Origin of the sequence: Nocardia sp. NPDC059228, assembly GCF_042754245.1 — a bacterium.
GTDB lineage: Bacteria > Actinomycetota > Actinomycetes > Mycobacteriales > Mycobacteriaceae > Nocardia.
On record NZ_JBHZAL010000001.1, the window covers coordinates 152,781 to 178,757 of the forward strand.

Annotated in this window: 24 protein-coding genes; 16 read left to right on the forward strand and 8 right to left on the reverse strand. The window is 68.2% G+C overall.

The window, feature by feature from the left end:
- Positions 1-12: 12 nt before the first annotated feature.
- From ACFXKA_RS00760 to ACFXKA_RS00770, 3 genes are all read right to left on the reverse strand, one after another.
- Positions 13-1,164: an acyl-CoA dehydrogenase family protein gene (locus ACFXKA_RS00760; RefSeq protein ID WP_379425220.1), complete on the reverse strand. Its 1,152-nt coding sequence runs from the start codon at positions 1,162-1,164 to the stop codon at positions 13-15.
- Positions 1,165-2,082 carry an enoyl-CoA hydratase gene (locus tag ACFXKA_RS00765; RefSeq protein WP_354831242.1) on the reverse strand — a complete coding sequence of 306 codons (918 nt, stop codon included), beginning with the start codon at positions 2,080-2,082 and terminating at the stop codon, positions 1,165-1,167. It lies immediately after the preceding gene.
- A gap of 89 nt (positions 2,083-2,171) precedes the next feature.
- Positions 2,172-3,719: a FadD3 family acyl-CoA ligase gene (locus ACFXKA_RS00770; RefSeq protein WP_379425221.1), complete on the reverse strand. Its 1,548-nt coding sequence runs from the start codon at positions 3,717-3,719 to the stop codon at positions 2,172-2,174.
- Between the two features lie 71 nt (positions 3,720-3,790).
- On the opposite strand from ACFXKA_RS00770, the gene ACFXKA_RS00775 reads away from it, so the two are divergent.
- The 8 genes from ACFXKA_RS00775 (at position 3,791) to ACFXKA_RS00810 (ending at position 12,691) form a co-directional block, all read left to right on the forward strand.
- Positions 3,791-5,011 carry an acyl-CoA dehydrogenase family protein gene (locus ACFXKA_RS00775; RefSeq protein WP_354831657.1) on the forward strand — a complete coding sequence of 407 codons (1,221 nt, stop codon included), beginning with the start codon at positions 3,791-3,793 and terminating at the stop codon, positions 5,009-5,011.
- Positions 5,008-5,802, forward strand: a complete 795-nt coding sequence (locus tag ACFXKA_RS00780) for an SDR family oxidoreductase (protein ID WP_379425223.1) — start codon at positions 5,008-5,010, stop codon at positions 5,800-5,802. The genes ACFXKA_RS00775 and ACFXKA_RS00780 overlap by 4 nt, the downstream gene beginning before the upstream one ends.
- Before the next feature lie 207 nt (positions 5,803-6,009).
- Positions 6,010-6,762 carry a hypothetical protein gene (locus tag ACFXKA_RS00785; protein WP_354831234.1) on the forward strand — a complete coding sequence of 251 codons (753 nt, stop codon included), beginning with the start codon at positions 6,010-6,012 and terminating at the stop codon, positions 6,760-6,762.
- A 47-nt stretch (positions 6,763-6,809) separates the two neighbouring features.
- Positions 6,810-7,418, forward strand: a complete 609-nt coding sequence (locus ACFXKA_RS00790) for a TetR/AcrR family transcriptional regulator (protein ID WP_354831231.1) — start codon at positions 6,810-6,812, stop codon at positions 7,416-7,418.
- Between the two features lie 83 nt (positions 7,419-7,501).
- On the forward strand, positions 7,502-8,653 hold the full coding sequence (locus ACFXKA_RS00795; RefSeq protein ID WP_379383447.1) for an acetyl-CoA C-acetyltransferase: 1,152 nt from the start codon (positions 7,502-7,504) through the stop codon (positions 8,651-8,653).
- 149 nt (positions 8,654-8,802) lie between these two features.
- Positions 8,803-10,632 carry a multicopper oxidase family protein gene (locus tag ACFXKA_RS00800; protein WP_379425866.1) on the forward strand — a complete coding sequence of 610 codons (1,830 nt, stop codon included), beginning with the start codon at positions 8,803-8,805 and terminating at the stop codon, positions 10,630-10,632.
- A 66-nt stretch (positions 10,633-10,698) separates the two neighbouring features.
- A complete protein-coding gene (locus ACFXKA_RS00805) occupies positions 10,699-11,106 on the forward strand; it encodes a hypothetical protein (RefSeq protein WP_379425224.1) in 408 nt (135 codons plus the stop codon).
- 205 nt (positions 11,107-11,311) lie between these two features.
- Positions 11,312-12,691 (forward strand): solute carrier family 23 protein, encoded by a 1,380-nt coding sequence (locus ACFXKA_RS00810; protein ID WP_354831226.1) that lies wholly within the window; start codon positions 11,312-11,314, stop codon positions 12,689-12,691.
- Here the strand turns inward: ACFXKA_RS00810 and ACFXKA_RS00815 are convergent.
- Positions 12,680-13,558, reverse strand: coding sequence for a metallophosphoesterase (locus tag ACFXKA_RS00815; protein WP_379425226.1), 879 nt, complete (start codon positions 13,556-13,558; stop codon positions 12,680-12,682). The genes ACFXKA_RS00810 and ACFXKA_RS00815 overlap by 12 nt on opposite strands.
- Before the next feature lie 85 nt (positions 13,559-13,643).
- On the opposite strand from ACFXKA_RS00815, the gene ACFXKA_RS00820 reads away from it, so the two are divergent.
- Positions 13,644-14,477 carry an SDR family oxidoreductase gene (locus tag ACFXKA_RS00820; protein WP_379425228.1) on the forward strand — a complete coding sequence of 278 codons (834 nt, stop codon included), beginning with the start codon at positions 13,644-13,646 and terminating at the stop codon, positions 14,475-14,477.
- A gap of 175 nt (positions 14,478-14,652) precedes the next feature.
- On the opposite strand, the gene ACFXKA_RS00825 is transcribed toward ACFXKA_RS00820, so the two are convergent.
- Both ACFXKA_RS00825 and ACFXKA_RS00830 read right to left on the reverse strand, forming a co-directional pair.
- Positions 14,653-15,564: an SDR family oxidoreductase gene (locus tag ACFXKA_RS00825; protein WP_379425229.1), complete on the reverse strand. Its 912-nt coding sequence runs from the start codon at positions 15,562-15,564 to the stop codon at positions 14,653-14,655.
- Between the two features lie 28 nt (positions 15,565-15,592).
- Positions 15,593-16,387, reverse strand: a complete 795-nt coding sequence (locus ACFXKA_RS00830) for an SDR family oxidoreductase (RefSeq protein WP_379383149.1) — start codon at positions 16,385-16,387, stop codon at positions 15,593-15,595.
- Between the two features lie 50 nt (positions 16,388-16,437).
- On the opposite strand from ACFXKA_RS00830, the gene ACFXKA_RS00835 reads away from it, so the two are divergent.
- From ACFXKA_RS00835 to ACFXKA_RS00865, 7 genes are all read left to right on the forward strand, one after another.
- The gene (locus ACFXKA_RS00835) at positions 16,438-17,202 is read left to right on the forward strand and encodes an enoyl-CoA hydratase family protein (RefSeq protein WP_354831217.1); all 765 of its coding nucleotides are present in this window, start codon (positions 16,438-16,440) and stop codon (positions 17,200-17,202) included.
- Positions 17,203-17,217: 15 nt separating this feature from the next.
- Positions 17,218-18,096, forward strand: coding sequence for a CoA transferase subunit A (locus tag ACFXKA_RS00840; RefSeq protein WP_379425231.1), 879 nt, complete (start codon positions 17,218-17,220; stop codon positions 18,094-18,096).
- Positions 18,096-18,854: a CoA-transferase subunit beta gene (locus ACFXKA_RS00845; protein ID WP_379425233.1), complete on the forward strand. Its 759-nt coding sequence runs from the start codon at positions 18,096-18,098 to the stop codon at positions 18,852-18,854. Before ACFXKA_RS00840 ends, ACFXKA_RS00845 begins: the two co-directional genes overlap by 1 nt.
- Entirely contained in the window at positions 18,851-19,930 is a 1,080-nt protein-coding gene (locus ACFXKA_RS00850; RefSeq protein WP_379425234.1) for an NAD(P)H-dependent flavin oxidoreductase, read from the forward strand. Before ACFXKA_RS00845 ends, ACFXKA_RS00850 begins: the two co-directional genes overlap by 4 nt.
- A 601-nt stretch (positions 19,931-20,531) precedes the next feature.
- Positions 20,532-21,767: a hypothetical protein gene (locus ACFXKA_RS00855; protein ID WP_379425236.1), complete on the forward strand. Its 1,236-nt coding sequence runs from the start codon at positions 20,532-20,534 to the stop codon at positions 21,765-21,767.
- A gap of 10 nt (positions 21,768-21,777) precedes the next feature.
- Complete coding sequence (locus ACFXKA_RS00860) at positions 21,778-22,290, forward strand: ImmA/IrrE family metallo-endopeptidase (RefSeq protein WP_379425237.1); 513 nt, start codon at positions 21,778-21,780, stop codon at positions 22,288-22,290.
- A 19-nt stretch (positions 22,291-22,309) separates the two neighbouring features.
- The gene (locus ACFXKA_RS00865) at positions 22,310-23,341 is read left to right on the forward strand and encodes a hypothetical protein (RefSeq protein WP_379425239.1); all 1,032 of its coding nucleotides are present in this window, start codon (positions 22,310-22,312) and stop codon (positions 23,339-23,341) included.
- Positions 23,342-23,929: 588 nt separating this feature from the next.
- Here the strand turns inward: ACFXKA_RS00865 and ACFXKA_RS00870 are convergent.
- Both ACFXKA_RS00870 and ACFXKA_RS00875 read right to left on the reverse strand, forming a co-directional pair.
- Complete coding sequence (locus tag ACFXKA_RS00870; RefSeq protein ID WP_011207048.1) at positions 23,930-24,346, reverse strand: helix-turn-helix domain-containing protein; 417 nt, start codon at positions 24,344-24,346, stop codon at positions 23,930-23,932.
- 358 nt (positions 24,347-24,704) lie between these two features.
- Entirely contained in the window at positions 24,705-25,871 is a 1,167-nt protein-coding gene (locus tag ACFXKA_RS00875) for a steroid 3-ketoacyl-CoA thiolase (protein ID WP_379425241.1), read from the reverse strand.
- Positions 25,872-25,977 lie beyond the last annotated feature (106 nt).

Consider the following 25,977-nt stretch of genomic DNA (forward strand, 5'->3'; position numbering starts at 1 on the left):
TCCTCCGGGTGGCTATCGCGGCAGGCCGAGCAGGCGTTCGGCGATGATATTGCGCTGGATCTCGTTGGTACCGGCGTAGATCGGGCCCGCCAGCGAGAACAGGTAGCCGTCGGTCCAGGCGGATTCCTGTTCCGCGGCCGCGCCGTGCAGATCGAGCGCGGTCTCGTGCATGGCGATGTCCAGATCCGACCAGAACACCTTGTTCACCGAGGATTCCGCGCCGAGCTGACCGCCCTCGGCCAGCCGGGTCACGGTGGCCCAGGTGTTGAGGCGGTACGCCTCCGCGCCCACCCAGGCGTCGACCACGCGGTCGGCGAGGGCGGTGTCGGACTCGGCGGCCGCGCCTGTTCCGGAACCTGTTGTGCCCCGCCACAGCTCGATGAGCTTGTTGGCGGTGGCATTGAATCGGCCCGGCGAACGCAGCGACAGGCCGCGCTCGTTGCTGGAGGTGGCCATGGCGACCTTCCAGCCGTTGTTCGGCTCGCCGATCACGTCCGCATCCGGCACGAACACGTTGTCCAGGAAGATCTCCGCGAAGCCCGGTTCGCCGTCCAGCTGCGGAATCGGCCGCACCGTAATGCCTTCCGCGGTGAGCGGGAACATCAGGTAGGTCAGGCCGCGGTGGCGCTCGGCCTCCGGGTCGCTGCGGAACAGGCCGAAACCCCAGTCCGCGAACGAGGCTCGCGAACTCCAGGTCTTCTGGCCGTTGAGCAGCCAGCCGCCCTCGGTGCGCTTGGCGGTGGAGCGGATGCCCGCCAGGTCGGAGCCGGCCTCCGGCTCGGACCACGCCTGCGCCCAGATGTCGTCGGCGCGCGCCATTCTCGGCAGGATGCGGGCCAGCTGCTCCGGCGAGCCGTGCTCGAACAGGGTCGGCGCGAGCAGGAAGATGCCGTTCTGCGAGACGCGGCCCGGCGCGCCCGCGGCGTAGTACTCCTCCTCGAAGATGACCCACTCGGTCAGCGAGGCGTCGCGGCCGCCGTACTCGGCGGGCCAGGCCACACACGACAGGCGGGCCTCGGCGAGCTTGGCCTCCCACGCGCGGTGCGCCTCGAAGCCCTCCTTGGTGTCCATGGAGGGCAGGGGAGTGGCGGGCACATTGGCCGCCAGGAACTCGCGCACCTCGGCGCGGAACTCCTCTGTCTTGGCGTCGAATTCGAGATCCACTTATTTCGCCCCGTCGTTGTTGGCGGATTCTGTTTCGCGGCCGGCGGCGGCGTCGGTCGCGGCGGCCTTCATGGACTTGGCGTTCATCCCGCCCAGCGAGTCCGCGCCGACCTCGGCATTGTGGGCGTGCGCGAAGTGGTGCAGCCCGAACACCGAGTCCATGCCGGCCCGCATGCCCATGAGGTCCTCACACTGGTTGACGGCCTTCTTGGTCAGCGCCAGCCCGAACTGCGGCATCTCCGCGATCTTGTCGGCCAGCGCGAAGGTCTCGGTCTCCAGATCCGAGCGCGGGACGACACGATTGACCATGCCCCACTCGTAAGCCTGTGCGGCGGTGAAGCGTTCGCCGGTGAACAGGATCTCCTTGGCGCGGCGCGGCCCCAGCACCCACGGGTGCGCGAAGTACTCGACGCCCGGAATGCCCATGCGGACAACCGGATCCGAGAAGAACGCGTCCTCGGAGGCCACGATCATGTCGCAGGACCAGGCCAGCATGAGCGCACCGGCGATGCACGCGCCCTGCACCATGGCGATGGTCGGCTTGGGGATCTCCCGCCAGCGGCGGCACATGCCCAGGTAGACCTCGGACTCACGGGCGAAGCGCTGATCGCCGCCCGGGCGATCGGTGTGGTCCCACCACAGCGCGGCCTTGTTCTCGTACTTGATGTGGTGGTCGCGGCCCGGCGTGCCGATGTCGTGGCCCGCGCTGAAATGCTTTCCGGCGCCGCCCAGCACGATCACCTTGACCTCCGGATCCTCGACGGCCCGCACGAAGGCGGCGTCGAGTGCGTAGGTCATGACCGAGTTCTGCGCATTGCGGTAGTCCGGCCGGTTCAGCGTGACGACCGCGATCGGCCCCCGCTTCTCGTAGAGGACGACCTCGCCCTCGTCCGGGATGGCACCCAGTTCCTGGCTCACACTGTCTCCTTTACGCGTGATCGAGCGCCCTGCGTGGTTACGCTCCGCAAGCGCTGAGTGGAGGAGCGGCGCCTCCGGGCGTGACTCGCTCACGCGGTCTCCTCACGTAATTGCCGCTTGAGAACCTTCCCCGCGGCGTTGTAGGGCAGCTCGGCGCGGAATTCCACGTACTTGGGCACCTTGAAGTTGGCCAGCTGCGCCTTGGCGTAGGCCCGCACGTCGTCGGCGGTCAGCTCCGAGCCGGACCGGCGCACCACGAACACCTTGCCGACCTCGCCCATGCGCTCGTCCGGCACGCCGATGACCGCGGTCTCGGCGACACCCTCGAGCCGGGCCATGGTCTGTTCCACCTCGGCGGGATACACATTGAAGCCGCCGGAGATGTACATGTCCTTGAGCCGGTCGGTGACCTTCATGTAGCCGCGGTCGTCGATGACGGCGACGTCACCGGTGTGCAGCCAGCCGTCGGCGTCGATGGTCGCGGCCGTGGCCTGCGGATCGTCGAGGTAGCCGCGCATCACCTGGTCGCTGCGCAGCAGCAGTTCGCCGTTGTCGGCGAGCTTCATCTCGAAGCCGTCGATGGTGCGCCCGCAGGTATTGGCGATGGTCTCGCTGGAGTCCTCGGGCCGGCACATGGTGCCGAACCCGCCGGATTCGGTCTGCCCGTACGCGGTCAGCACCACCTCGAAATCGAGCTCGCTGCGCATTCTTTCGATGAGCACGACCGGCACGGTGGCCGCGCCGGTGACCGCGACGCGCAGGCTGGACAGGTCCGCCCCGTCGCGCTCCGGGTGGTCGAGGATGGTCTGGTGGATGGTCGGCGGACCGGTCAGCACGGTGATGCGCTCGCCCTGGATGAGCCGCATGGTCTCCCGCACGTCGAACACGGCCTGCGGAATCATGGTCGCCCCGGTGACCAGGCTGGTGATGATGCCCGCCTTGTATCCGAAGCTGTGGAAGAACGGCGGCACGATCAGATAGCGGTCGGTGTTGTTCAGCGTCGCGCAGTCGGCCCAGGCCCGGGCGCTGTTCAGCACCTGATGGTGCGCGATGAGCACGCCCTTGCTGCGCCCGGTGGTGCCGGAGGTGAACAGGATGTCCGAAAGATCGTTCGGCGATACCGATTCCGCGCGGGCGATGACCTGCTCGAGGCTCACCGCCTCGGCCACCTTGCCCAGTTCCGACCAGACGATGGCGTCCTCGACGGGGGCCTCGCCCTCGACGGGGATCACGATGGTGGTCTCGATGCCCAGTTCCGGTGCGGCGGTCCGCAGTTCGGTCAGCCGGTCGCGCCCCAGGAATTCACCCGTGATGAACAGCGCCTTGGCATGCACCCTCGACAGCACATCCGCCGCCTCGGCGGCCACGTACCGGGTATTGAGCGGAACGATCGCCGCACCCACATAGTGGCTCGCCAGCACCGCGGTCACCCAGTGATGCGTGTTGGGCGCCCAGATGCCGATGCGGTCGCCGCGCTCAATGCCGCGCGCCATCAGCGCACGCGCGGTCTCACGCACCGAGTCCAGCAGTTGCGACCAGCTCAGTCGCACGGCACCGTCGCCGACAGCGGGCGCGTCACCGTAGACGTGCGCGGCCGCGTGCAGGGCGAGCGGTGTGGTCTGCGGAGGAGATGTCACAGGGCTTCCTCGCTGTCCGGGAATGGGTCTAACAAAGCAAGTGCTTGGTAGGTTACTCTACCGACGTGAGCATGATCCAGACCCCCGAACCGGCCAGCGGGATTGAGCCCCCCGAGGACGCCGAATTCCGTGCTGAGGTGCGCGAATGGCTGGCCGAGAACCTGAACGGCCAGTTCCGCGAGCTGCGCGGTCTGGGTGGTCCCGGGCGCGAGCACGAGGCCTTCGAGGAGCGGCTCGAATGGGATCGTGCCCTCGCCGCCGCCGGCCTGACCTGCCTGGGCTGGCCCAAGGAGTGGGGCGGCCGCGACGCCACCCTGCGCCAGCAGGTCATCTTCCACGAGGAATACGCCAAAGCCGATGCCCCGAGCCGGGTTTCGCACCTCGGCGAGGAACTGCTCGGACCCACGGTCATCGCCTTCGGCACCGAGGCGCAGAAGAAACGCTTCCTGCCGGGCATCCGCAATGTCACCGAGCTGTGGTGCCAGGGCTATTCGGAGCCGGGCGCGGGCTCGGACCTGGCCGCCGTCACCACCTCCGCCCAGCTCGAGGGCGACGAATGGGTGATCAACGGCCAGAAGATCTGGACCTCGCTGGCGCACCTGTCCGACTGGTGCTTCGTGGTCGCCCGCACCGAGAAGGGCTCGACCCGCCACCACGGCCTGTCCTACCTGCTCGTCCCCATGAAGCAGCCGGGCGTCGAGGTGCGGCCCATCATCCAGCTCACCGGGACCGCGGAATTCAACGAGGTCTTCTTCGACAATGCCCGCACCGCCGCCGATCTGGTGGTCGGGCAGCCCGGCGACGGCTGGAAGGTCGCCATGGGCACGCTCACCTTCGAGCGCGGCATCTCCACCGTCGGCCAGCAGATCCGCTACGCGCGCGAACTCGCCGACCTCGAGGCCGTGGCCCGGGAGAACGGGGCGCTCGAGAACCCGGTCCTCGCAGACCGTTTCGACAAGGCGTGGGTCGGCCTGCGGGTGCTGCGCGCGCACGTGCTGCGCACCCTGGAGTCCGGCCACGACGGAGCCTCCGTGGATGCCCGCACCGCCGCCGGGCAGGCCTCGGTGACCAAGCTGCTGTGGGCCAATTGGCATCGTGGCCTGGGCGAACTGGCCATGGACGTGCTCGGCGCGCCCGGCCTGATCGCCGACGGCCCGGGCGATGACCTCAATGCCTGGCAGCGCATGTTCCTCTTCACCCGTGCGGACACCATCTACGGCGGTTCGAACGAAGTGCAGCGCAATATCATCTCCGAGCGCGTGCTCGGACTTCCCCGAGAGGCTCGACCGTGAGTGACCTGTCCACCGCCCCCGAAATCACCCCCGGCCACAACCTGCTCGCGGGCAAGATCGCGGTGGTGACCGCCGCCGCGGGCACCGGCATCGGTTCGGCCACCGCGCGCCGCCTGCTCTCCGAGGGCGCGGACGTGGTGATCTCCGACTGGCACGAGCGTCGCCTGAAGGAGACCGAGCAGGCGCTGCAGGCCGAATTCCCGGACCGCCGAATCGCTTCCGTGCCCTGTGACGTCAGCTCGACCGAGCAGGTGGACGCGCTGGTCGCCGGTGCCGTCGCGGCGCTGGGCCGGATCGACATCATGGTCAACAATGCGGGCCTCGGTGGTGAGGTGCCGGTCGTGGACATGACCGACGAGCAGTGGGACAAGGTCCTCGACATCACGCTGAACGGGACTTTCCGTGCAACTCGGGCGATGCTCAAGTACTTCCGCGAGGCCGGCCACGGCGGCGTCATCGTCAACAATGCCTCGGTTCTGGGCTGGCGCGCCCAGCACGGCCAGGCCCACTACGCCGCCGCCAAGGCCGGCGTCATGGCGCTGACCCGCTGCAGCGCGGTCGAGGCCGCCGAGTTCGGCGTGCGTATCAACGCGGTGGCACCCTCCATCGCCCGCCACGCCTTCCTGGACAAGGTCACCTCGGCCGACCTGCTCGACCGCCTGGCCGCGGGCGAGGCCTTCGGCCGCGCCGCCGAGCCGTGGGAGGTGGCCGCCACCATCGCCATGCTCGCCAGCGACTACACCACCTACCTGACCGGCGAGGTGGTCTCCATTTCCAGCCAGCGCGCGTAATTCGAATTGCGCGCCGGCGCGGCCGAATTAGTGCGTTCGGCCGACGCGAAATGCTGTGCCGTGTGGTCGCAGCTTTTCTGACTGCCGTGTCCCCTTCCGGGGCGCGGCAGTGCGCGTTTTATCGGCGGCCGAAAATGGCTGGCGCGTCGGGGGTGCGGTTGTGCAATCCTGGTTTAGGCCGGTACCGCTAGTCGAAGGGCACGACCCATGGGTCCGGATCGCCGACAACAAGCAGCCCCAGCACAGGCCCACGAGGAATTGGAACTCGAGCTGGTGCGTGAGGTCGTTCTAGCGCGCCGAAGGCTCGACAATGTCGTTCTGGCCGCACTGACTTTGGGTGCGGAATTACTGGATCACGACTCCGAGTGCGCCACCGCCATGCGGGCGGCGCAGATCCTGGAACAACACGCCGTGGACGAAACCGACGTGACACGCGACCCGCGCGGCGCGTTGCGCCGGGACATGGTTCGTGATCGTGAGCGCGCCCGCCGCATCGGCCTGTCCCGGATCGGGTTTTCGGACAGCGAGGCGGATCGGCGCCGCCGGAAAAGGACGGCTCTGCTCTGCGAGGTCCGGGCCGATCTGCTGGAGGTGGTACGCAACTGCCGCCGCCTGCGCTACGACCATGCCGCCTTCACCGACGGTATCGCACAGGGATTATGCGCTGCCACAGACAAATTGGTGGTGGGCGCCGATATGGAGACCTATCGGGCCTGGCAGCGGGGGATGGTCCTCAAGCTCATCGAGGAACCCGGTCGCGACGGCATACCGCCGCGGGTCATGGCCACCGTGGACGCCGGGCCGGGCCGGGAGCCGCTGACCGTCGAGTGGGACAGTCCCGAACGGCGGTTGGCGCTGGTGGCGCGGATGGCGCGGGCGGGGGTGTCACCCGTGGTCATCTGCGATCGCCTGCTGGCCGACCTGTCGGTCTCGTCGCCGCTGCGGTACTCGATGCGCTGAACGGGAGGCAGGTGGACCAAGCAAATGCTTGGTTGTATATTGACGGGGTGACCCAACCTGACCCCTCCAAATCGGCACGTCGCACCGAGCTGCTCGGCCTGGCCGCGAATCTGTTCGCGGAACGGGGCCTGCGCGCCACCACGGTTCGCGACATTGCCGACGCGGCGGGGATTCTATCCGGGAGTCTGTACCACCACTTCGATTCCAAAGAAGCCATGGTGGACGAAATCCTGCGCGGGTTCCTCGACGACCTCTTCGGTCGCTACCGCGAAATCGTGGCGGCCGGCCTCCCCGCCCGCGACACGCTGGAAGCCCTGGTCATCGCTTCCTACGAATCCTTCGACCGGTTCCACGCGGCCGTCGCCATCTACCAGGCCGAGGCCAAACGACTCAGCGGGACACCGCGATTCGACTACATCGCGAAATACAACAGCGAGTTCCGTGAGCTCTGGCACCAGGTGCTGACCAACGGCGTCGCCGACGGCAGCTTCCGGCCCGAGATGGACATCGAGCTGGCCTACCGGTTCCTGCGCGACACCGTCTGGGTATCGGTGCGCTGGTACCAGCCCGGCGGCCGGATCACCGTCGACAACCTCGCCAAGCAGTACCTGACCATCGTGCTCGACGGGCTCACCAGCCCCGAAAAGCGCACATGACCAACTCTCCAGAGCTACAACTTCACCAGCAGCAGTCAGTAGGAGTTCCCATGTCAGCACCGTCCCGCCGTCAGTATTCGCCGATGCGTGAGGCGTATGTGATCGACGCCGTGCGCACGCCGGTCGGCAAGCGGGGCGGCTCACTGGCCGCCGTGCATCCGGCCGATCTGGGCGCCGCCGCCATCAAGGGGCTCATCGAGCGCACCAACCTGGACCCGGCCGCGGTGGACGACGTGGTGTTCGGCTGCTGCGACACCATCGGCCCGCAGGCCGGAAACATCGCGCGCACCTCGTGGCTGGCCGCGGGCTACCCCGAGTCGGTGCCGGGCGTGACGGTGGACCGGCAGTGCGGTTCCTCGCAGCAGGCCATCACCTTCGGCGCCCAGGCCATCATGTCCGGCACCGCCGAGGTGATCGTGGCCGGCGGCGTGCAGAACATGAGCGCCATCCCGATCTCCGCGGCCATGCTGGCCGGGCAGGCCTACGGCTTCGACTCGCCGTTCGTCGGCGCGCAGGGCTGGGATCACCGCTACGGCACCGGTGAAGTGTCGCAGTTCAATTCGGCCACCATGATCGCCGAGAAGTGGGACATCTCCCGCCGCGACATGGAGGAGTGGGCGCTGCGCAGCAACGAGCGCGCCCGCAAGGCCATCGTGGACGGCAAGTTCGATCGCGAGATCGTGCCGGTGGGCGACTTCTGGATCGACGAGTGCCCGCGCGAGACCACCCTGGAGAAGATGGCCGGGCTGCAGCCGCTCGCCGAGGGCAGCCGCATCACCGCGGCCCTGGCCAGTCAGATCTCCGACGGCTCCAGCGCCACCCTGCTGGCCTCGGACTGGGCGGTCCAGGAGTACGGGCTCACCCCGCGGGCGCGCATTCACCACGTGAGCGCGCGCGGCGCGGACCCGATCTACATGCTGACCGCGCCCATCCCGGCCACCAGGTGGGCCCTGGAGAAGACCGGTCTGACCATCGACGACATGGACGTCATCGAGATCAACGAGGCCTTCGCCTCGGTGGTGCTGGCCTGGATCAAGGAGACCGGCGCCAACCCCGACAAGGTCAATGTCAACGGCGGTGCCATCGCGCTGGGCCACCCGCTGGGCGCGACCGGCGCCAAGCTGTTCGCCTCCCTGCTCAACGAGCTGGAGCGGGTGAACGGCCGCTACGGTCTGCTCACCATCTGTGAGGGCGGCGGCACCGCCAACGTCACCATCATCGAGCGCCTGGGCTGATCCAGATAAGGCGTTTCGGAAGCGGCACACCGATTTTCGCGGCGCGGAGAGGCGGAGCCGCGCCGCTTTCGCGTCCGGGGCCCGGCAATGTCCGCTATCGTCGAACGGCAGACCGGTTGAAGGCGTAGTTGTCCGGGGTGGGGACCGTGATGGAGGAGTACCTGCCGAGAAGGGGTTTCCTGCTGGGGGCCTTCGGTTTAGCGGGCATGGGCTACATGGCTGCTGCGGCCGCCGATCCGGTTCCCCTGCCCCCGCCGCCCGTGCCGCTGCCCCCGCTGCCCCCGCCGACGTTCACGCCGTTCAACTACCATTCGCCCGCGCTACAGCCGTTCGTCGACGACCTGCCCATTCCCGAAACACGGCGGGCGGCAGGGGAATTGGCGGCCATCTCGGGAACCCATCGCTATCACCGGGAACTGCCGGAGACCCGCAGCTGGGGCTTCGGGCAGCCGGTGCTCGGGCCGAGCCTGGAGGCGCATCGGGATCAGGTGGCGCGTATCGGCTTTCGCAATGAGCTGGGCACCCATGTGCTGGCCCAGCATGTGGACCTGACCATGCACGGCGTCACCGAGCTGGATCGCACCGATCCGCGCTTCACCGTGCACCTGCACGGCGGCGCGAATTCCCCCGACTCCGACGGACATCCGCTCATCGGCTGGCGCAATGGCGGCGGCCCCAGCTTCGCGTACGGCAACCGCCAGGAGGCCGCCACCCTCTGGTACCACGACCACGCCATGGGGATCACCAGGTTGAACATCCAGGCCGGGCTGGCCGGAATGTATTACCTGCGGGACGAATTCGACACCGGGGGCGACGACAACCCGATCGGCCTGCCCAGCGGCGAGTTCGAGATCCCGCTCATCGTGCAGGACCGGACCTTCAATGCCGACGGCAGCCTGCAACCCATGGTGGCCACCTATATTCCCCAGGGCTACAACCAATCCGGGCAGCTGGGGGACGTGTGCTGCGTGAACGGGGTGGTGTGGCCGCGGCTCGAGGTGCGGCGCACCGTCTACCGGTTCCGGCTGCTCAACGGCTCCAACTCGCGGCCCTACATCTTCGAGTTCTCCAACGGCATGCCGTTCTTCGCGATCGGCGGGGATCTGGGCCTGCTGGACCGGCCGGTGCCGACACCGTCGATCCGGGTGAGCCCCGGTGAACGGGTGGACCTGCTCGTCGATTTCAGTAGCCTCGGGGACGACGAGACCGTCGACCTGATCAATACCGCCGAAAACGATTTCGGCAATGCCGTGTTCATGGCCCCCGAGCTGCGTCCCATCATGCGCTTCGCCGGCGCGGGCGACGGTCCGGCCCACGACATCCCGCGACTGCTCCGGGGCGGCCCCGGCCTGCCGGACCCACTGGAACCCACCCACCGGCCGGGCTCGGTGCGCACGGTGACGCTACTCGGCCTCAATGACGATTCCCGGGCCGCGGCGGTCTTCCCGACCATGATGTCGCTGAACAATCTGCCCTTCCTGAGCGCGGACATAGATACCGCGCGGGCCGGGGCGGTGGAACAGTGGAACATCGTCAACACCACCCCGTTCGATCACCCCATCCACCTGCACCTGGCCCGGATGCGGGTGATCGGCCGCCAGCCCATGCTCACCTCGGCCTACTTCCTCGCCAACTACCCGCCGGCGTTCGGTACCCGCTGGGCGCCCTCGGCCGACGGGTTCGCCATCGGGCCCCAGCAGGGGCCGCCGCTCTGGGAGGCCGGGTGGAAGGACACCATCGAGTGCCCGACCGACACCATCACCCGGATCCTGGTGAGGTGGCCATCGGTCGAGGAGCTCGGCTTCGATCCCGATGCGGTGGTCCCGGTGCCGCCCGGCGCGGAGGCCATGGCGCCCACCGGTGCCGGCATGGCGGGCGGGATGGCGGACACCCCGGAGATCCACGGCTATGTGTGGCACTGCCACAACCTCGACCATGCCGACCACGACATGATGCAGCAGATCCGCGTCCAGCCCTGACTCCGCAGGGTGCGCGAAGTTACCGGGATGCCACGGCATTTCGGCCGGGATTCCTACACTGCGTGCATGTCGAGATCGGTGGAGGGCCGGTTCGAGGAGATAGCCCGCAAGGCCCGGCGGGTACAGGACGCCGTCGACGGGGTGCGGGCTCGCGCCGACGTGGACGGAGTGCGGATCGTGGTCGCACCGGACGGCCGCATCACCGCCCTGGAGCTACCGGATTCGCGGATGGCACAGGCGATTTCGCATGCCCACCAACAGGCGCTTGCGCACGCGCTCGAATGCGCCGATCGCCTGCGAGGTGAACTCACCGCCGATCCCGCGGTGGCGACCGCTTGGCGTCTGTTGATGCGACCGGCCCCGGAGTCGTCGAAAACTGCCGCACCGCAGGATAATTCGGCCGCGTCGCAAGTGGATGCCCCGAACCCGTACGCCCTGCCCGCCGCCGTCCGGCACCGATACGGCCTGCCCTGAACCGGTCGGCGTCCCCGCGCGCCGGGAGGGGTTGCGGGACATTGCCCAGCGGTGTGAAGACGGCCCACCGGACCGGCCCGGTGGGCTCGTACCGCACCGGCCGGGCTCTACGGGCCCGGTGGGGAGCGCGCCGCGAGCTGGGGATTTGCTCGGATTAGGATGGCCGCGGACTTGTTTCGGGCGTCAGGGAGAAAGCGGGCGGTTCATGGATCTGGGTGTCCGCTGGAAGGTGCACGGCGACGGGCGCTCGCCCGCGCCGGGGGCGGTGGTGCGGCCGGACGAGCGGCTGTCGTGGCCGCGCACCTTCGGGCTGGGCGCGCAACACGTGGTGGCCATGTTCGGCGCGAGTTTCGTTGCGCCCGTGCTGATGGGGCTCGATCCCAACCTCGCCGTCATGATGTCGGGCGTCGCGACCGTGCTGTTCCTGCTCGCGACGCGCGGCCGGGTACCCAGCTATCTGGGCTGCTCGCTGTCGTTCGTGGGTGTGGCCGCGGTGATCCGGGCACAGGGCGGCAGTAGCGCGACGGTTACCGGCGCCTGCCTGGTGGTGGGCGCCGCGCTCTTCCTGATCGGCCTGGCCGTACAGCGGTTCGGGGCGCGCATCATTCACGCCGCCATGCCACCGGTGGTGACCGGCGCGGTGGTCATGCTCATCGGCTTCAACCTGGCCCCGGTCACCGCCTCGACCTACTGGCCGCAGGATCAGTGGACCGCGCTGCTGGTCATGCTGTTCACCGGGCTGGCCGTGGTGGGCCTGCGCGGATTCTTCGCACGCATCGCGATCTTCCTGGGCCTGGTGTTCGGGTACGGGCTCTCGTGGGTGCTGGACCGGGTGTTCGGGCAGATCCATTCCGCCGACGGCAGCGGCAAGGTCACCGATCACTGGCGGCTGGATCTGTCCGGTGTGGCCAAGGCGGATTGGCTCGGCCTGCCCAGCTTCCACGCCCCGTCCTTCCAGTGGTCGGCGGTGCTGGTGGCGCTGCCGGTGGTGATCGCGCTGGTCGCCGAGAACGCCGGGCACGTGAAGGCGGTCGGCGAGATGACCGGCGCCAACCTGGACGACAGGCTCGGCACCGCCATCGCCGCCGACGGCGCGGCCTCCATGCTGTCCACCGCGGTCGGCGGCCCGCCCAACACCACCTACTCGGAGAACATCGGCGTCATGGCCGCCACCCGGGTGTACTCCACGGCCGCCTACTGGGCCGCCGCGTTCTTCGCGCTGCTGTTCGGTCTGTGCCCCAAGTTCGGGGCCATCGTCGCGGCCATTCCGGGCGGGGTGCTGGGCGGGATCACCGTCATCCTGTACGGCATGATCGGCCTGCTGGGCGCGCAGATCTGGACCAATGCCCGGGTCGATCTCCGCAATCCGCTGAACCTGGTGCCCGCCGCCGCGGGCCTGATCATCGGCATCGGCAATGTGAGCATGAAGTTCACCAGCAACTTCACCCTGAGTGGCATCGCCCTGGGCACCCTGGTCGTCATCACCGGCTACCACGTGCTGCGCGTCTTCGCGCCCGCGCACTTCAAGGGGGAGGAGCCGCTGCTCGACGAGGGCACCTCCTCCTACGACGAATCAGGCAGGTAGCGAACGGGGTTCGGCCGCGGCCGGTCCGTCCGCCTGCTCTCCGGCGTAGGGCAGCCGCAGTACGTACCAGGAGTGTTCGGACGAATACTCGAGGTACCGCGCGGCTTCCGGGTCGCAGGCCAGCCCTTCGATCCGGGTCCACTGCCCGTCACCGGCGGCGATGGTGTCGGTGTAGCGGACGTGCAGGTGGCCGTGGAACAGCACGCTGGGCCGCAGCGTCCGCACCACCCGCTGGATGCGGTCCTGGTTGGGATAGCACTCGTCCTTGTCCTTGCGATTCCACTTCGGCTGCGAGGCCCGCGGTTTGTCGTGGGTGAGCAGCACGTCCACCGGTGAGTTGTCGGCATCGAGCAGGCCGGTCAGCTCGGCGTCGGTCATCTCCTCCTCCGGAAACCACAGCATGCCCGCGGTCTCGGGCCGTTTCGAGGAGCCGTAGCCGCGCCGCTTGGCGATCTGCTCGGCCTTGCGGGCCTCCCGGGCCAGCCGCCAGCCCTTGTCGGTGGAGCGGGCCCCGCCGAAGGCGGCGAAGCTGGTGCCCTCCCAGGTCCAGCGGTGCCCGCGTGGGGCGTACCTGAGGTGCTTGCGGCACACCAGGAATCCCTCGTGGTCCGGATGCTCGTCGTAGAGCTCGTGCAGCAGCGAGCTCTTGTCGTGATTCCCGTCCAGGAAGTACACGGTGACCCCGGCGCGCTTGGCCGCCCTGTTCACCACGTCGAAGTACCGCCGTCCCGAGTGCATGTGCTCCCACGCCCCGAAGTCCCCCACCGCGAACACCCGCTCGCAGTCATTCCGCGCCGCGACCCGTATCAATGCCAGCGCATGCGCGGTGTTCCCGTGCAGGTCTCCGACGATCAGGACATTCCCCATCGCCACATGGTGGCACCCCCGTCCCCGGACGGCATCCGCAATGCCCGGACGCCGCTTTCGGCCGGCCCGAATTAGGCTGACCTCCATGAACTCTGTGTTGGTTACCGGCGCGGCGCGCGGCATCGGCAAGGCCGTCTGCCTGCGTCTGGCGCAGCAGAACTGGCAGGTCTACGCCGGCGTCCGCAAGCTCTCCGATGGTGAGGCGCTGGCCGCGGCGGATTCCCGCATCACTCCGGTCGTCCTCGATGTCACGAATCCGGACCACATCGCCGCCCTCGACGAGGTGCTGCCCGCGGACCTGACGGCCGTGGTCAACAATGCGGGCATCGTCGCCGACGGCCCGGTCGAGCTCCTCGATCTGGACACCCTCCGAAACCAGTTCGAGGTCAATGTCTTCGGTGCGGTCGCGGTCACCCAGGCCGTTCTCCCGCGCCTGCGCGCCACCCGGGGCCGCGTGGTCTTCATCTCCTCGCTGTCCGGCCGCATCTCCACCCCCGGGACCGGCGCCTACAACTCCTCCAAGTTCGCCCTCGAGGGCCTGGTCGACGCCCTCAGGGTGGAGCTGCGCCCGTGGGGAATCCACACGTCCCTGATCGAGCCGGGCCCGATCGCCACCGACCTCTGGTTCGGCGCGACCGACATGGTCGACACCACCACCGCCCACCTCACCGATGCCCAGCGCGAGCTCTACAGCGCCCACCTCGCGGGCCTGCGCAAGATGTCCCAGCAGGTCCCGAAGATCGCCGCCCCCGTCGACTCGGTCGTCAACGAGGTGGAAAAGGCTCTCACCGCGAAGCGCCCCAGGGCCCGCTACATTCCGGGCCTCGCCGGAAAGATCCAGGTGGTGGCCACCTCCCTCACCCCGACCCCGATCCTGGACGCACTCTTCGCCCTGGTCTCCGGCATTCGCAAGAAGTAGCGGGCACAGCGCAGGGTCGGAGCAGATCGGTAATCGGATACGGGACAACCGATTTCGCGAGATCGGGTTACTCGCCGGGTACATCCGGAACTGTCGGGGCACCCTACCGCCGGCACGGAATGCCAACGGTAGGGGCTCTCTGCCGTCCGCTGAAGGCCCGGAGAGGCGGGGGAGATTACGCGCCGTAGACCGGCTCCGGGGTGGTGGCCTTGGACAGCAGGTCGCGCACGACCGGGCCCAGCTCGGCCGGCTCCCAGCGGGCGCCGCGGTCGATGGAGACGCCGTGGCGCCAGCCGTCGGCGACGGTCACCTTGCCGCCCTCGACCTCGAACATGCGGCCGGTGACACCGGCGGAATCGGCGCTGCCCAGCCAGACCACCAGCGGCGAGACGTTTTCCGGGGCCATGGCGTCGAAGCCGTCCTCGGGGGCGGCCATCATGTCGGCGAAGACCGTCTCGGTCATGCGGGTGCGGGCCGCCGGGGCGATGGCGTTGACGGTGACGCCATAGCGCGCGAATTCGGCCGACGCGGTGAGGGTCAGGCCCGCGATGCCGGACTTGGCGGCGGAGTAGTTGCCCTGGCCGACCGAGCCGAGCAGGCCCGCGCCGGAGCTGGTGTTGATGATGCGGGCCTCGGGGGTGCGCCCGGCCTTGGCCTCGTTGCGCCAGTACTCGGCGGCGTGCCGCATGGGCGCGAAGTGGCCCTTGAGGTGCACCTTGATGACCGCGTCCCACTCGTCCTCGCCGAGGTTGACCAGCATCCGGTCGCGCACGATGCCGGCATTGTTGACCAGCACGTCCAGGCGGCCGAAGGTGTCGACGGCGGTCTGGATCAGCCGGCGCGCGCCCTCCCAGTCGGAGATGTCGTCGCCGTTCACGATGGCCTCGCCGCCGAGGGCCTTGATCTCCTCGACGACCTGCGCGGCCGGGGAGTCCGGGCTGGGTGCGCCGTCGAGCTCGGCGCCGAGGTCGTTCACGACCACCTTCGCGCCGGCGGCGGCGAAGGCGAGGGCGTGAGCACGGCCGATGCCACGACCGGCGCCGGTCACGATGACGACGCGGCCGTCGCAGATCTTGTTGTCGGTCATATCGATTACCTCTTCGTGTTCGATCGGTCTAGTGGCCCGAGACGGCGGGGACGTCTGCGGTGGATGCTTCGAGGAAGGCGGGCTTCTCGCCGCCGCCGTGCACCAGCAGCGCGCTGCCGGTGACGTACGCGGCCAGGGGCGAGGCCAGGAACGCGGCGGTGCGACCGATGTCCTCGGGCGTCGCCATGCGCTGCATGGGAACCGTTCGGCTCACCGAGGCGATGCCCTCCTCGTCGCCGTAGTGCAGGTGCGAGGACTCGGTGTTGACCAGGCCGCAGATGACGGAGTTCATCCGCACCTTCGGAGCCCACTCCACGGCGAGCGACGAAACCAGGCTGTCCACACCGGCTTTGGCCGCACCGTAGGCCGCGGTGCCCGGGGAGGGCCGATGCCCGGAGACGCTGGAGATCATCACGATCGATCCGCCCGTCTCCTGCTTCTGCATGACCTCGTTGGCCACCTGCGAAACCAGCAGCGGCGCCAGCAGATTCAGCTGCACGATCTTGGCGTGGAAGTTGGCGCTGGCGTCGGCGGCCAGGGCGAAGGGCGCGCCACCGGCATTGTTCACCACGGTGTCGAGCCGCCCGTACTTCGCGACGATGGCCTCGATCAGCCCGCGCACCGAGTCCGGGTCGCGCACATCGCACGGCAGGAAGTCGATGCCGCGGCCATTGCTCTCGACGGGGGTGTCGCCGGGCCGTCGCGCGCAGGCCACCACGGTCGCGCCCGCGTCCAGGAAGACCCGGCTGATGCCGGCGCCGACGCCGCGCACGCCGCCGGTGACCAAGACGACCGAGCCGGACAGGTTTACTTCGATTCCCACCGTGATAACCTACCAAGCACTTGCTTGTTTTGCCAACGATGGGACATTCGATGGGGATCAACCGTCACACCGAAACCGAGGGCGTCGAAGTCGTCACTGTCGACTACCCGCCGGTCAACGCGCTGCCTTCCGACGGCTGGTTCGCCCTGGCCGACGCCGTCACCCAGGCCGGCCGCAACCCGGAGACCCGGGTCGTCGTGCTGCGCGCCGAGGGCCGCGGCTTCAACGCGGGCGTGGATATCAAGGAGATGAACGCGGACACCGGGCACACCGCCCTGATTCGCGCCAACCACGGCTGCTTCGCCGCCTTCGCCGCGATCTACGACTGCGAGGTTCCGGTCGTCACCGCCGTGAACGGCTTCTGCCTCGGCGGCGGCATCGGCCTGGTCGGCAACTCCGACGTCATCGTCGCCTCCGACGACGCGACCTTCGGCCTCCCCGAGGTCGACCGCGGCGCGCTCGGTGCGGCCACCCACTTGGCGCGACTGGTCCCCCAGCACCTGATGCGGACCATGTTCTACACCGCGGGCACCCTCACCGCGCAGCAGCTGCACCACTACGGCTCGGTCTTCAAGGTGGTGCCGCGCGCCGAACTCGACGCCGCCGCCATGGAGGTCGCCAAGAACATCGCCAACAAGGACGGCCGCGTCATCCGGGCCGCCAAGAAGGCGCTCAACGGCATCGATGTGCAGGACGTGCACCGCTCCTACCGCTTCGAGCAGGGCTTCACCATGGAGCTGAATCTCGCGGGCGTGGCCGACGAGATCCGGGCGCGCTTCGACGACGACCTGGCCGCTCAGAAAAAAGCAAAGTAGAAGGGGCGAAACACTATGCGCGACAAGCGAATGAGCCTCGACGAGGTCGTCGGCGAGCTCCGCAGCGGCATGACCATCGGCATCGGCGGCTGGGGTTCCCGGCGCAAGCCGATGGCGTTCGTGCGCGCCCTGCTGCGTTCGGACATCACCGATCTGACCGTCGTCACCTACGGCGGCCCGGATCTGGGCCTGCTGTGCTCGGCGGGCAAGGTGCGCAAGGCCTACTACGGCTTCGTGTCCCTGGACTCCGCGCCGTTCTATGACCCGTGGTTCGCCAAGGCCCGCACCGAGGGCGCGATCACCGTGCGCGAGATGGACGAGGGCATGGTCAAGTGCGGTCTGCAGGCCGCCGCGGCCCGCCTGCCGTTCCTGCCGATCCGTGCCGGATTGGGTTCTGCCGTCATCGATTTCTGGGAGGGCGAGCTCGAGACCGTCCAGTCCCCGTACGTCGATGCCGACGGCCGCCGCGAAACCCTCGTCGCCATGCCCGCTCTGAACCTGGACGCCGCCTTCGTGCACCTGGACCTGGGTGACAAGCACGGCAATGCCGCCTACACCGGCGTCGATCCGTACATGGACGACCTGTACCTGCTCTCCGCCGAGAAGCGCTACCTGTCGGTGGACCGTCTCGTCGAGACCGAGGAACTGGTGAAAGCCGTTCCGACGCAGGCCCTCATCCTCAACCGCATGATGGTCGACGGGGTGGTCGAGGCCCCCGGCGGCGCGCACTTCACCTTCTCCGGCAGCTACGGCCGCGACGAGAAGTTCCAGCGCCACTATGTCGAGGCCGCCAAGACGCCCGAGTCGTGGGCCGAGTTCAAGGCTCGCTACCTGGACGTGTCCGAGGCCGAATACCAGGCCGCCGTCAAGGCTTTCGCCGAGGAGCAGAAGTAATGACAGACACCACCACGATCACTCGGGCCGAGATCTGCGTCGTCGCCGCCGCCGAGATCTTCCGGGGCGCGGGCGAGATCATGGCCTCGCCCATGTCCACCGTCACCACCATCGGCGCGCGGCTGGCGCGGCTCACCTTCGAGCCGGACCTGCTGCTGTCCGACGGTGAGGCGCTGTTCTTCGCCGAGATCCCGCCGATCGGCGGCAAGGCGCCCATCGAGGGCTGGATTCCGTTCTCGAAGGTCTTCGATGTGGTGAATTCCGGTCGCCGCCATGTGGTCATGGGCGCCAATCAGATCGACAGGTACGGCAACCAGAACCTGTCCGCGTTCGGTCCGCTGCAGCAGCCGACCCGGCAGATGTTCGGTGTGCGCGGCGCGCCGGGCAACACCATCAACCACGCCACCAGCTACTTCGTGCCCAAGCACAACAAGCGGGTGTTCGTCGACCAGGTCGACATCGTGTCCGGAATCGGTTACGACAAGGTCGATTCCGAGAACCCGGCCTACCGCTTCCACCACCTGCACCGGGTGGTCTCGAACCTGGGCGTGTTCGACTTCAACGGCCCGGACCACACCCTGCGTGCGCTGTCGCTGCACCCGGGTGTGACCGCCGGCGAGGTCGCGGAGAACACCTCCTTCGAGATCGCCGGGCTGGCCGAGGCGGGCGAGACCCGTTTGCCCACCGAGGAAGAGCTCACCATCATCCGGACCGTGCTGGACCCCAAGGGCTTCCGTGAGAAGGAAGTGACGGCATGACCGCGCAACGGCTGAAGACGCCGCTGACCGAACTGGTCGGCATCGAGCACCCGATCGTGCAGACCGGCATGGGCTGGGTCGCCGGTCCGGGCCTGGTCGCGGCCACCGCCAACGCGGGCGGTCTCGGCATCCTCGCCTCGGCGACCATGACCCTCGACGAACTCGAGGTGGCCATCGCCAAGACGAAGGCCAAGACCGACAAGCCCTTCGGCGTGAACATCCGCGCCGACCTGTCCGACGCGCCCGACCGCATCGACATGATGATCCGCGACGGCGTGAAGGTGGCCTCCTTCGCGCTGGCTCCCAAGAAGGAGCTCATCGCCAAGCTCAAGGACAACGGCGTGGTCGTCATGCCGTCCATCGGCGCGGCCAAGCACGCGGTCAAGGTCGCCTCCTGGGGCGCGGACGCGGTGATCGTGCAGGGCGGTGAGGGCGGTGGCCACACCGGTTCCGTCGCGACCACGCTGCTGCTGCCGTCCGTGCTCGACGCGGTCGACATCCCGGTGGTCGCCGGCGGTGGTTTCTTCGACGGCCGCGGTCTGGCCGCCGCGCTGTCCTACGGCGCGGCCGGTGTCGCCATGGGCACCCGCTTCCTGCTCACCCAGGACTCGAGCGTCCCGGACTCGGTCAAGCAGGAGTACCTCAAGCGCGGACTGCAGGACACCGTCGTCTCCAAGAAGGTCGACGGCATGCCGCACCGCGTGCTGAACACCGAACTGGTGGACAAGCTGGAGCATTCCAGCGGCCTGCGCGGACTCACCGCCGCCGTCTCGAACGCCGTCAAGTTCAAGAGCATGACCGGCATGAAGTGGTCGACCATGATCAAGGACGGCATCGGCATGCGGAAGCAGAAGGGCCTCACCTGGTCCCAGGTCATCATGGCCGCCAACACCCCGATGCTGCTGAAAGCCGGTCTGGTGGAGGGCAACACCCACGCGGGCGTGCTCGCCTCCGGCCAGGTCGCGGGCATCATCGACGACCTGCCCACGGTGCAGGACCTCATCGACCGCATCATCACCGAGGCCATCGAGCGCATCGACAGCCTCAACACCTACCGCGTCACCACCACCGCCTGACGCGTCCCCGAACGTGCGCGGCCACCACAGCCCGACCGCGCACCCGGATCCGGCCAACCCTCGGATCCTTGCGCGCGCCCATCCGGCGCGCGCCGAGCCGTCCCCGGAACCTCTCGCCCGGGGGCGGCTTCGCGCGTTTATCGACTCATGACGCAACGGTGGGGCGCCTTTGTGCGGAATCCATGTCGGGTCGTCGGGGCACCCGCGAGTTAGCTGCCTTTTGCCTGATTTATCAGCTTTCGTACGGGGTTTCAGACCTCACAGTTGTTCAGTTTCGACGGTGAGGTCTGGCCCGAAACGCCTGGTCCAGGCCAATTGGCCTGGGCCGCTGGTGATATTGGGTACATGGGGTGTCGCGCAGGCGTACGGTTTGTGAGCCCCCCTAATGCAATCGGGGACTTGCGCGGATTGCCGTCGTGACCGGTACGATGGCCGCGTTCCGCAACGGTCCGGCAATCGGGGCGACAGTGTGAGCTCGAGACCTGTCCCGATCTGCCTGGTGCGGATCGGGATTCCGTACCCCTGGTGCGGAGCAAGCCAAGCGCGCGGTATCTGATGAGGGGATGGCTGTCGCATGATCGTCGATCGTGCAATGCGCCTGGTGGCAGTGATCGCAGCTGTCACCGGTTCGGCGCTGCTCGCGCCCGCGGTTGCCGATGCGCAGCCCGGGGGCATCCCGCTCGATCCCGTACCCGCGGGCCAGGATCCGACCCTGCCCGCGCCAGTCGGTTCGCAGCCGCAGGCGCCCGCCATCACGCAGCCTCAGGCAATCGGTGCCACTCGTCCGCAGCCCGTCACCCCGGTGGCCGGGCCGCAGGATCTGCTGTCCATGCTGCTCGCGCTCGGAACCGGCTCGGCCGGTGTCGGTTCCGCCGGTGTCGGCTCGGCCGCGGTCGGTTCGGCCGGACTGGGCACCGTGCTGGGCGGTACCGGCTCCGCGGCCCTGGGCGCCGGGTCCGCCGTAACGGGTTCCGCCGGTGCGGGATTGGGTTCGGCCGTCGGCGGTACCGGCTCGGCCGGGGCGGCCACCGGTTCGGCCGCGCTCGGAACCGGTTCCGCCGCAGTCGGTTCCGCCGGTCTCGGGACCGCGGGCGTGCTCGGCCTGGGTTCGGCGGGCGTCGGCTCGGCGGGCGTGGGCACCGGTTCCGCACTGCTGAGTGTGCTGCTCGGCACGGGTTCGGTGGCAACCGGTTCGGCCGCGGTGGGCTCGGCCGCAACGGGTTCGGCCGGGCTGGCCGCGTTGTGCACCGGTTCGGCCGCGGTCGGTTCCGCCGGTGTGGGTTCCGCGGGCGGTGCACTCACCGCGACGGGCTCGGGTGTCGGTTCGGCCGGGGCGGGTTCCGCCGCGGGTTCGGCCGATCTCGGATCGGCCGTGGTGGGTTCGGCGGGGCTCGGTTCGGCGGGGCTCGGTTCCGCCGCGGTCTGCGCCTCTCCACTGCTGCTGTTGCTGATCCCGCCGCCCGTCGCACCTGCGGTGCCGCCGGTGCCGCTGGAGATTCCGCAGCCCCCGGCCGTGCCGCAGTTGCCCGCCGTCGTGGCGCCGGCGGCCGCGTTGCCCGAGCCGGAGGTCGCACCTGCCGCGCCACCGCCCCCGCCGCCCCCCGCGCCGGCGCCCGCTCCCGTTCCCGTTCCCGTTCCGGCCCAGCCGAATCCGGATGTGAAGCCGACCTCGAACACCACCCCGCTGCCGCCGTGGAAGCCACTGTCGGTGCTCGGCGGGCTGATCGCCATGGCGCTGGGGGGCACCGGCTCGGGCGCGGTGAGCTTCCAGAGCGCGTCCGCGGCCCAGGCGCGCGTCGATGCCGCGCGCGCTGCTTTCTTCGGACCGAGGGTATGAGGGGACCGCGATGACCAGGAGCAAGGCTCATAGCATCGGGTCCTACCGCCGGGTGGCCGCCGCGGTGGACGCGGTGTGCGCGGTGGCCGCCGATTTCGACGCCACCGACCTGGACGAGGTGGTGCTCGCCATCTCGGCGGAGCGGCGGCGGATCATCGAGATCGCCAGTGCCCAACTGGGTCCGGGCGTGTGCGGCCAGCGCCGCAGTTATCCGGACCGGGATGTGATCGTGCTGGCGCAGTCGCTGCCCAGTCGTGAGCACACCCTGGCGCACGAGCTGGGGCACATCGTCTTCGACCATCCGGGCGAGGCGGCGACCGAGGTGGTGCTGGAGGCCAGCGACGATCTCATCGCCTACATGCTCAGCCAGCGCGCGCATCAGAAGGCCATCGATCTGGGCGACGACGAGCAATGCGAGTGGGAGGCGGAGACTTTCGCGAGCATGCTCATGACTCGCCTGCGCGTTTTCAACAGCCGGGGCGCGGGCGTCTCGGTCCTTCGATTCGATGAGGCGTTGGGATGACCGAGTCAGGGGATGTGGCATGACCTTCTGGGTGACGGCCATGCTGGTGTGGATGGCCTCGGGTGCACGCGTCGGGCGCGTGCTGGTGAAACCGGCGACCACCGCGCGGGTCGCGATCGTGATCGCGGTGGCCGCGGTGGCGCTGGCGGTGACCGTCGGCGTGCCGGAAATCGCTCTGGCCGTTGACCATTTGGCGCCGGGTGGCGTGCACGGCCAGTGGCTGGGCGACCGGGTGGTCACCGCGGCGTGGATCATGTTCGCGACCGCCACCTCGGTGGTGGCGGCCGCGGCGTGGCCGGTGGTGTCGCGTCGCAATCTGCGACAGATCGGCATGATGATCTACACCGGCGGCGCGGTCGCGATGATGCTCACGCTGCTCTGGTCGCTGACCCTCGGCTGGGTGATCGTGCTGCTGGAGTGTGTGTTCATCGTGATTACCGGTGTGCGCAACCTGGATTGGACCACGCTGGGCCGCGGCATCGCGCTCTACACCAGCGGTACCGCGGTGGTCGGCGTGCTGGCGGCGATGTCGATTCGCCGCGAGATGCGCGACGAGCCGCTGCCGAAGCCCGGCGACGAGGGCTGGTTCTGGCCGATGTGGCAGATCGCGGCCATGCTCATCGCCATCGGCGCGGTGTGGATCGTGATCGAGCTGTGGTGGCGAGCCCGGGTGCTGCTCAAGCAGATTCACACCCTGCACCGCGTGTTGATCGCGCGCTTCCCGGAGGTGGTGGCGCATGAGCAGACCGGATCGGGCACGCAGCTCAAAGCTTCCGATCAGGTCGCGCAGATCATGGACGCGCTCTATCTGCAGTCCGGTGGCGGAGTGGAGCTGGCCGCGGCGGGGGCGCCACCGGTCTCGGCGGCCGAGCGCGCGCAGCGGGTGGCCGAGTGGTCGCGGAATCCGTTCGGCGAGGTGGTGATCGACGGTCGCTGGATCTCGCCGCCGGCGGGGGTCAGTCCGCGTGGCTGGGTGCAGGCCATCGCCCGCGCCTACGACGCGATGACGGCCGCGTCGCCGAGCACGATTCAGGGCTCTGCGCAACGGTAGTCATTACTTTTCCATTACTATTCGGCCGGATCTGCGCATTACCCCTCGGTGGACTCCGAACTTGATCACGCGGAGATCACCGACTCAATTGCGATCTTGTCGCAAATGCGCAAGTCCCGTACCGCGCGCGATTGCCAAGGGCGTGGCATTCCGGCGGGCCCTGCATGATGAGACTTCGTATCCGAGGTTTCGTCTCATCGAACCCGTCGTGCGCAGTACGGGACTTTGCTTGTCAGTAGATGTTGTCACTCTTGCTTGTCGCAGATGATGCATTGGGGGCCGAAACATCCACAGTGCACAAAACGACATAGTGCACAAAACAACTCATTAGACCGACCGGACTCGTCCAGTTGGCGTTATGCCAGGTTTGTGCATACTGCACCAGCGCAGGGGTCTACGCCACATGGACTCAGCACGCTGAGACCGGTGCAACATCCTTCACTCGAACCGAATGGTCCGGCGGGTCACCGGCACTGCCCTGCAAGCAGTGCCGGTGACCCGTTCATGTCCAGTCCGGAGCAAGCCCTGTAACAAACCAACACAGTGCGGCCTCCGAGCTAGCCGCACTGTGTTGCTCTGTGGCAGTGCCTATTCCGTGCCGTCCGGAGGGATTTCGGGCAGTCCTTCGCTTGCCCGCAACTTCTCCGCCATGGAGGTGAGGAGGTTCTGAGATTCTTCGGACAGGTCGAACGCCCTACTCGACAGACGACGGAGTCCGTAGCCCTGCAGCTGGGACAGCAGCTCGAGATCGTGATCGATCTTCGCCGCGTAGATGTCGTTGAAGAAGTAGTCCGGCTTGACCTTGAAGAACTTTGCCAACGCTGCCACCGTCTCATCCGACGGGTTCGTGCGCTGTCCCGACCGCAACTGCGACAGATACGGTTTCGAGATCGGATGGCCGGATGCCGTCAAGGCGGCCGCCACCTCTGCGTTCGTGTGCGGCTTACGCCCCGGGGGATGCACGGTTTCGAACAGCTTGTTCAGCCGCGCCGCGAAATCAGCCATTGTGAGCCGCCCAATTCCCTTCGCTGTACTAACAGTCGTTATCTCGGATACGTATCATTGATATTAGCGGCTCAGTAACTGAAAACCTACGCCTGATTCGCGATTTCCTTGAAGCTTCTAGGCGGTCATCCGCTTGACCCGCTGTGGCTTGGGCGTTTGCGGGCTAACCCTACGGTTCTTGCCGAGCGCTTAAGAGCCCCGGTTCTGGCCCGTCGCGAGGCTCTTCCCGGACGGGCCAAGGGTAGCCATAAGATAGCTGACGTCTCATCTTCCTGTCACTGCCGCTGAGCGTGTGGCGTACGCCACGTTTTGCGGCCAGCAGGATGAACGTTCAACCTGGCCGAAAATCATTGAGGGACTAGATCCGTTCGATGATCGTGCCCGTCGCGAGGGCGCCGCCACAGCACATCAGGACCATGGCGGTGGTCTTGTCCGAGCGCTCCAGCTCGTGCAAAGCCGTTGTGATCAAGCGGGATCCGGTGCTGCCGACCGGGTGGCCGAGCGCGATGGCGCCGCCATTGACGTTGACGCGATCGAAATCCGGCTTGTGCACCGAGGCCCACGACAGCACCACGGACGCGAAAGCCTCGTTGATCTCGAACAAGTCGATGTCGGAGATGCTCATGCCGCTGCGCTCGAGCAGTCGCTCGCACGCCTGCACCGGACCATCCAGGTGGAATTCGGGCTCGCCGCCCACCAGGCACTGCGCCACGATGCGGGCGCGCGGGCGCAATCCCTCACGCTGCGCGGCCTTTTCGTCCATGAGCAGCACCGCGGCCGCGCCGTCGGAGATCTGCGAGGAGGTGCCGGCGGTGTGAATTCCGCCCTCCAGCACCGGCTTCAGCTTCGCCAGGCCCTCGCGGGTGGTCTCGCGCAGACCCTGGTCGCGGCTGATGTCGGCGAACTCGCCGGTGAGGTTGCCCTCCTTGTCGACCTGCGGCGCGTTCTTGATGGTCAGCACCTCGCGGTCGAAACGGCCCTCCGCCCACGCCTGCGCGGCCAGTCGCTGTGAGCGCTCACCCAGCTCCTCGACATCGTCGCGAGTGATGCCGCGCCGCTTGGCGATTCGCTCGGCGGCCTCGAACTGGTTGGGCATATCGATATTCCAGGACGCGGGCCGGCGCGGGCCGGCATGCGTTCCGACGTTGGCGCCCAACGGAACATGGCTCATGGACTCGATGCCGCAGGCCATGCCGACCTCGATGGCGCCGGTGGAGATGAGCCCGGCCACCAGGCCCGCGGCCTGCTGCGCCGAACCGCACTGGTTGTCGATGGTGACCGCGCCGGTCTGCCACGGCAGCCCGGCGTGCAGCCAGGCGGTGCGGGTGACGTTGTTGCCCTGCTCGCCGACCTGCATGACGCAGCCGCCGATGACCTGTTCGACCAGCGCTGGATTCAGTTCCGCGCGCTCGAGCACGCCCTGCTGTGCCGCGCCCAGCAGCTCGGCGGCGTGCAGGCCGGCCAGCCAGCCATTGCGCTTGCCGATGGGCGTGCGGGCGGCCTCGACGATGACGGGAGTACCCATGTCTTTCCTTCCGGATTAGAACTGCAACGAGTTCACAACCAGTAACGTAAGCCTGTTCCGGACCAATACCTAGTCCCTTCTCTTGTTTTACCTCCTGTGCTTCAAT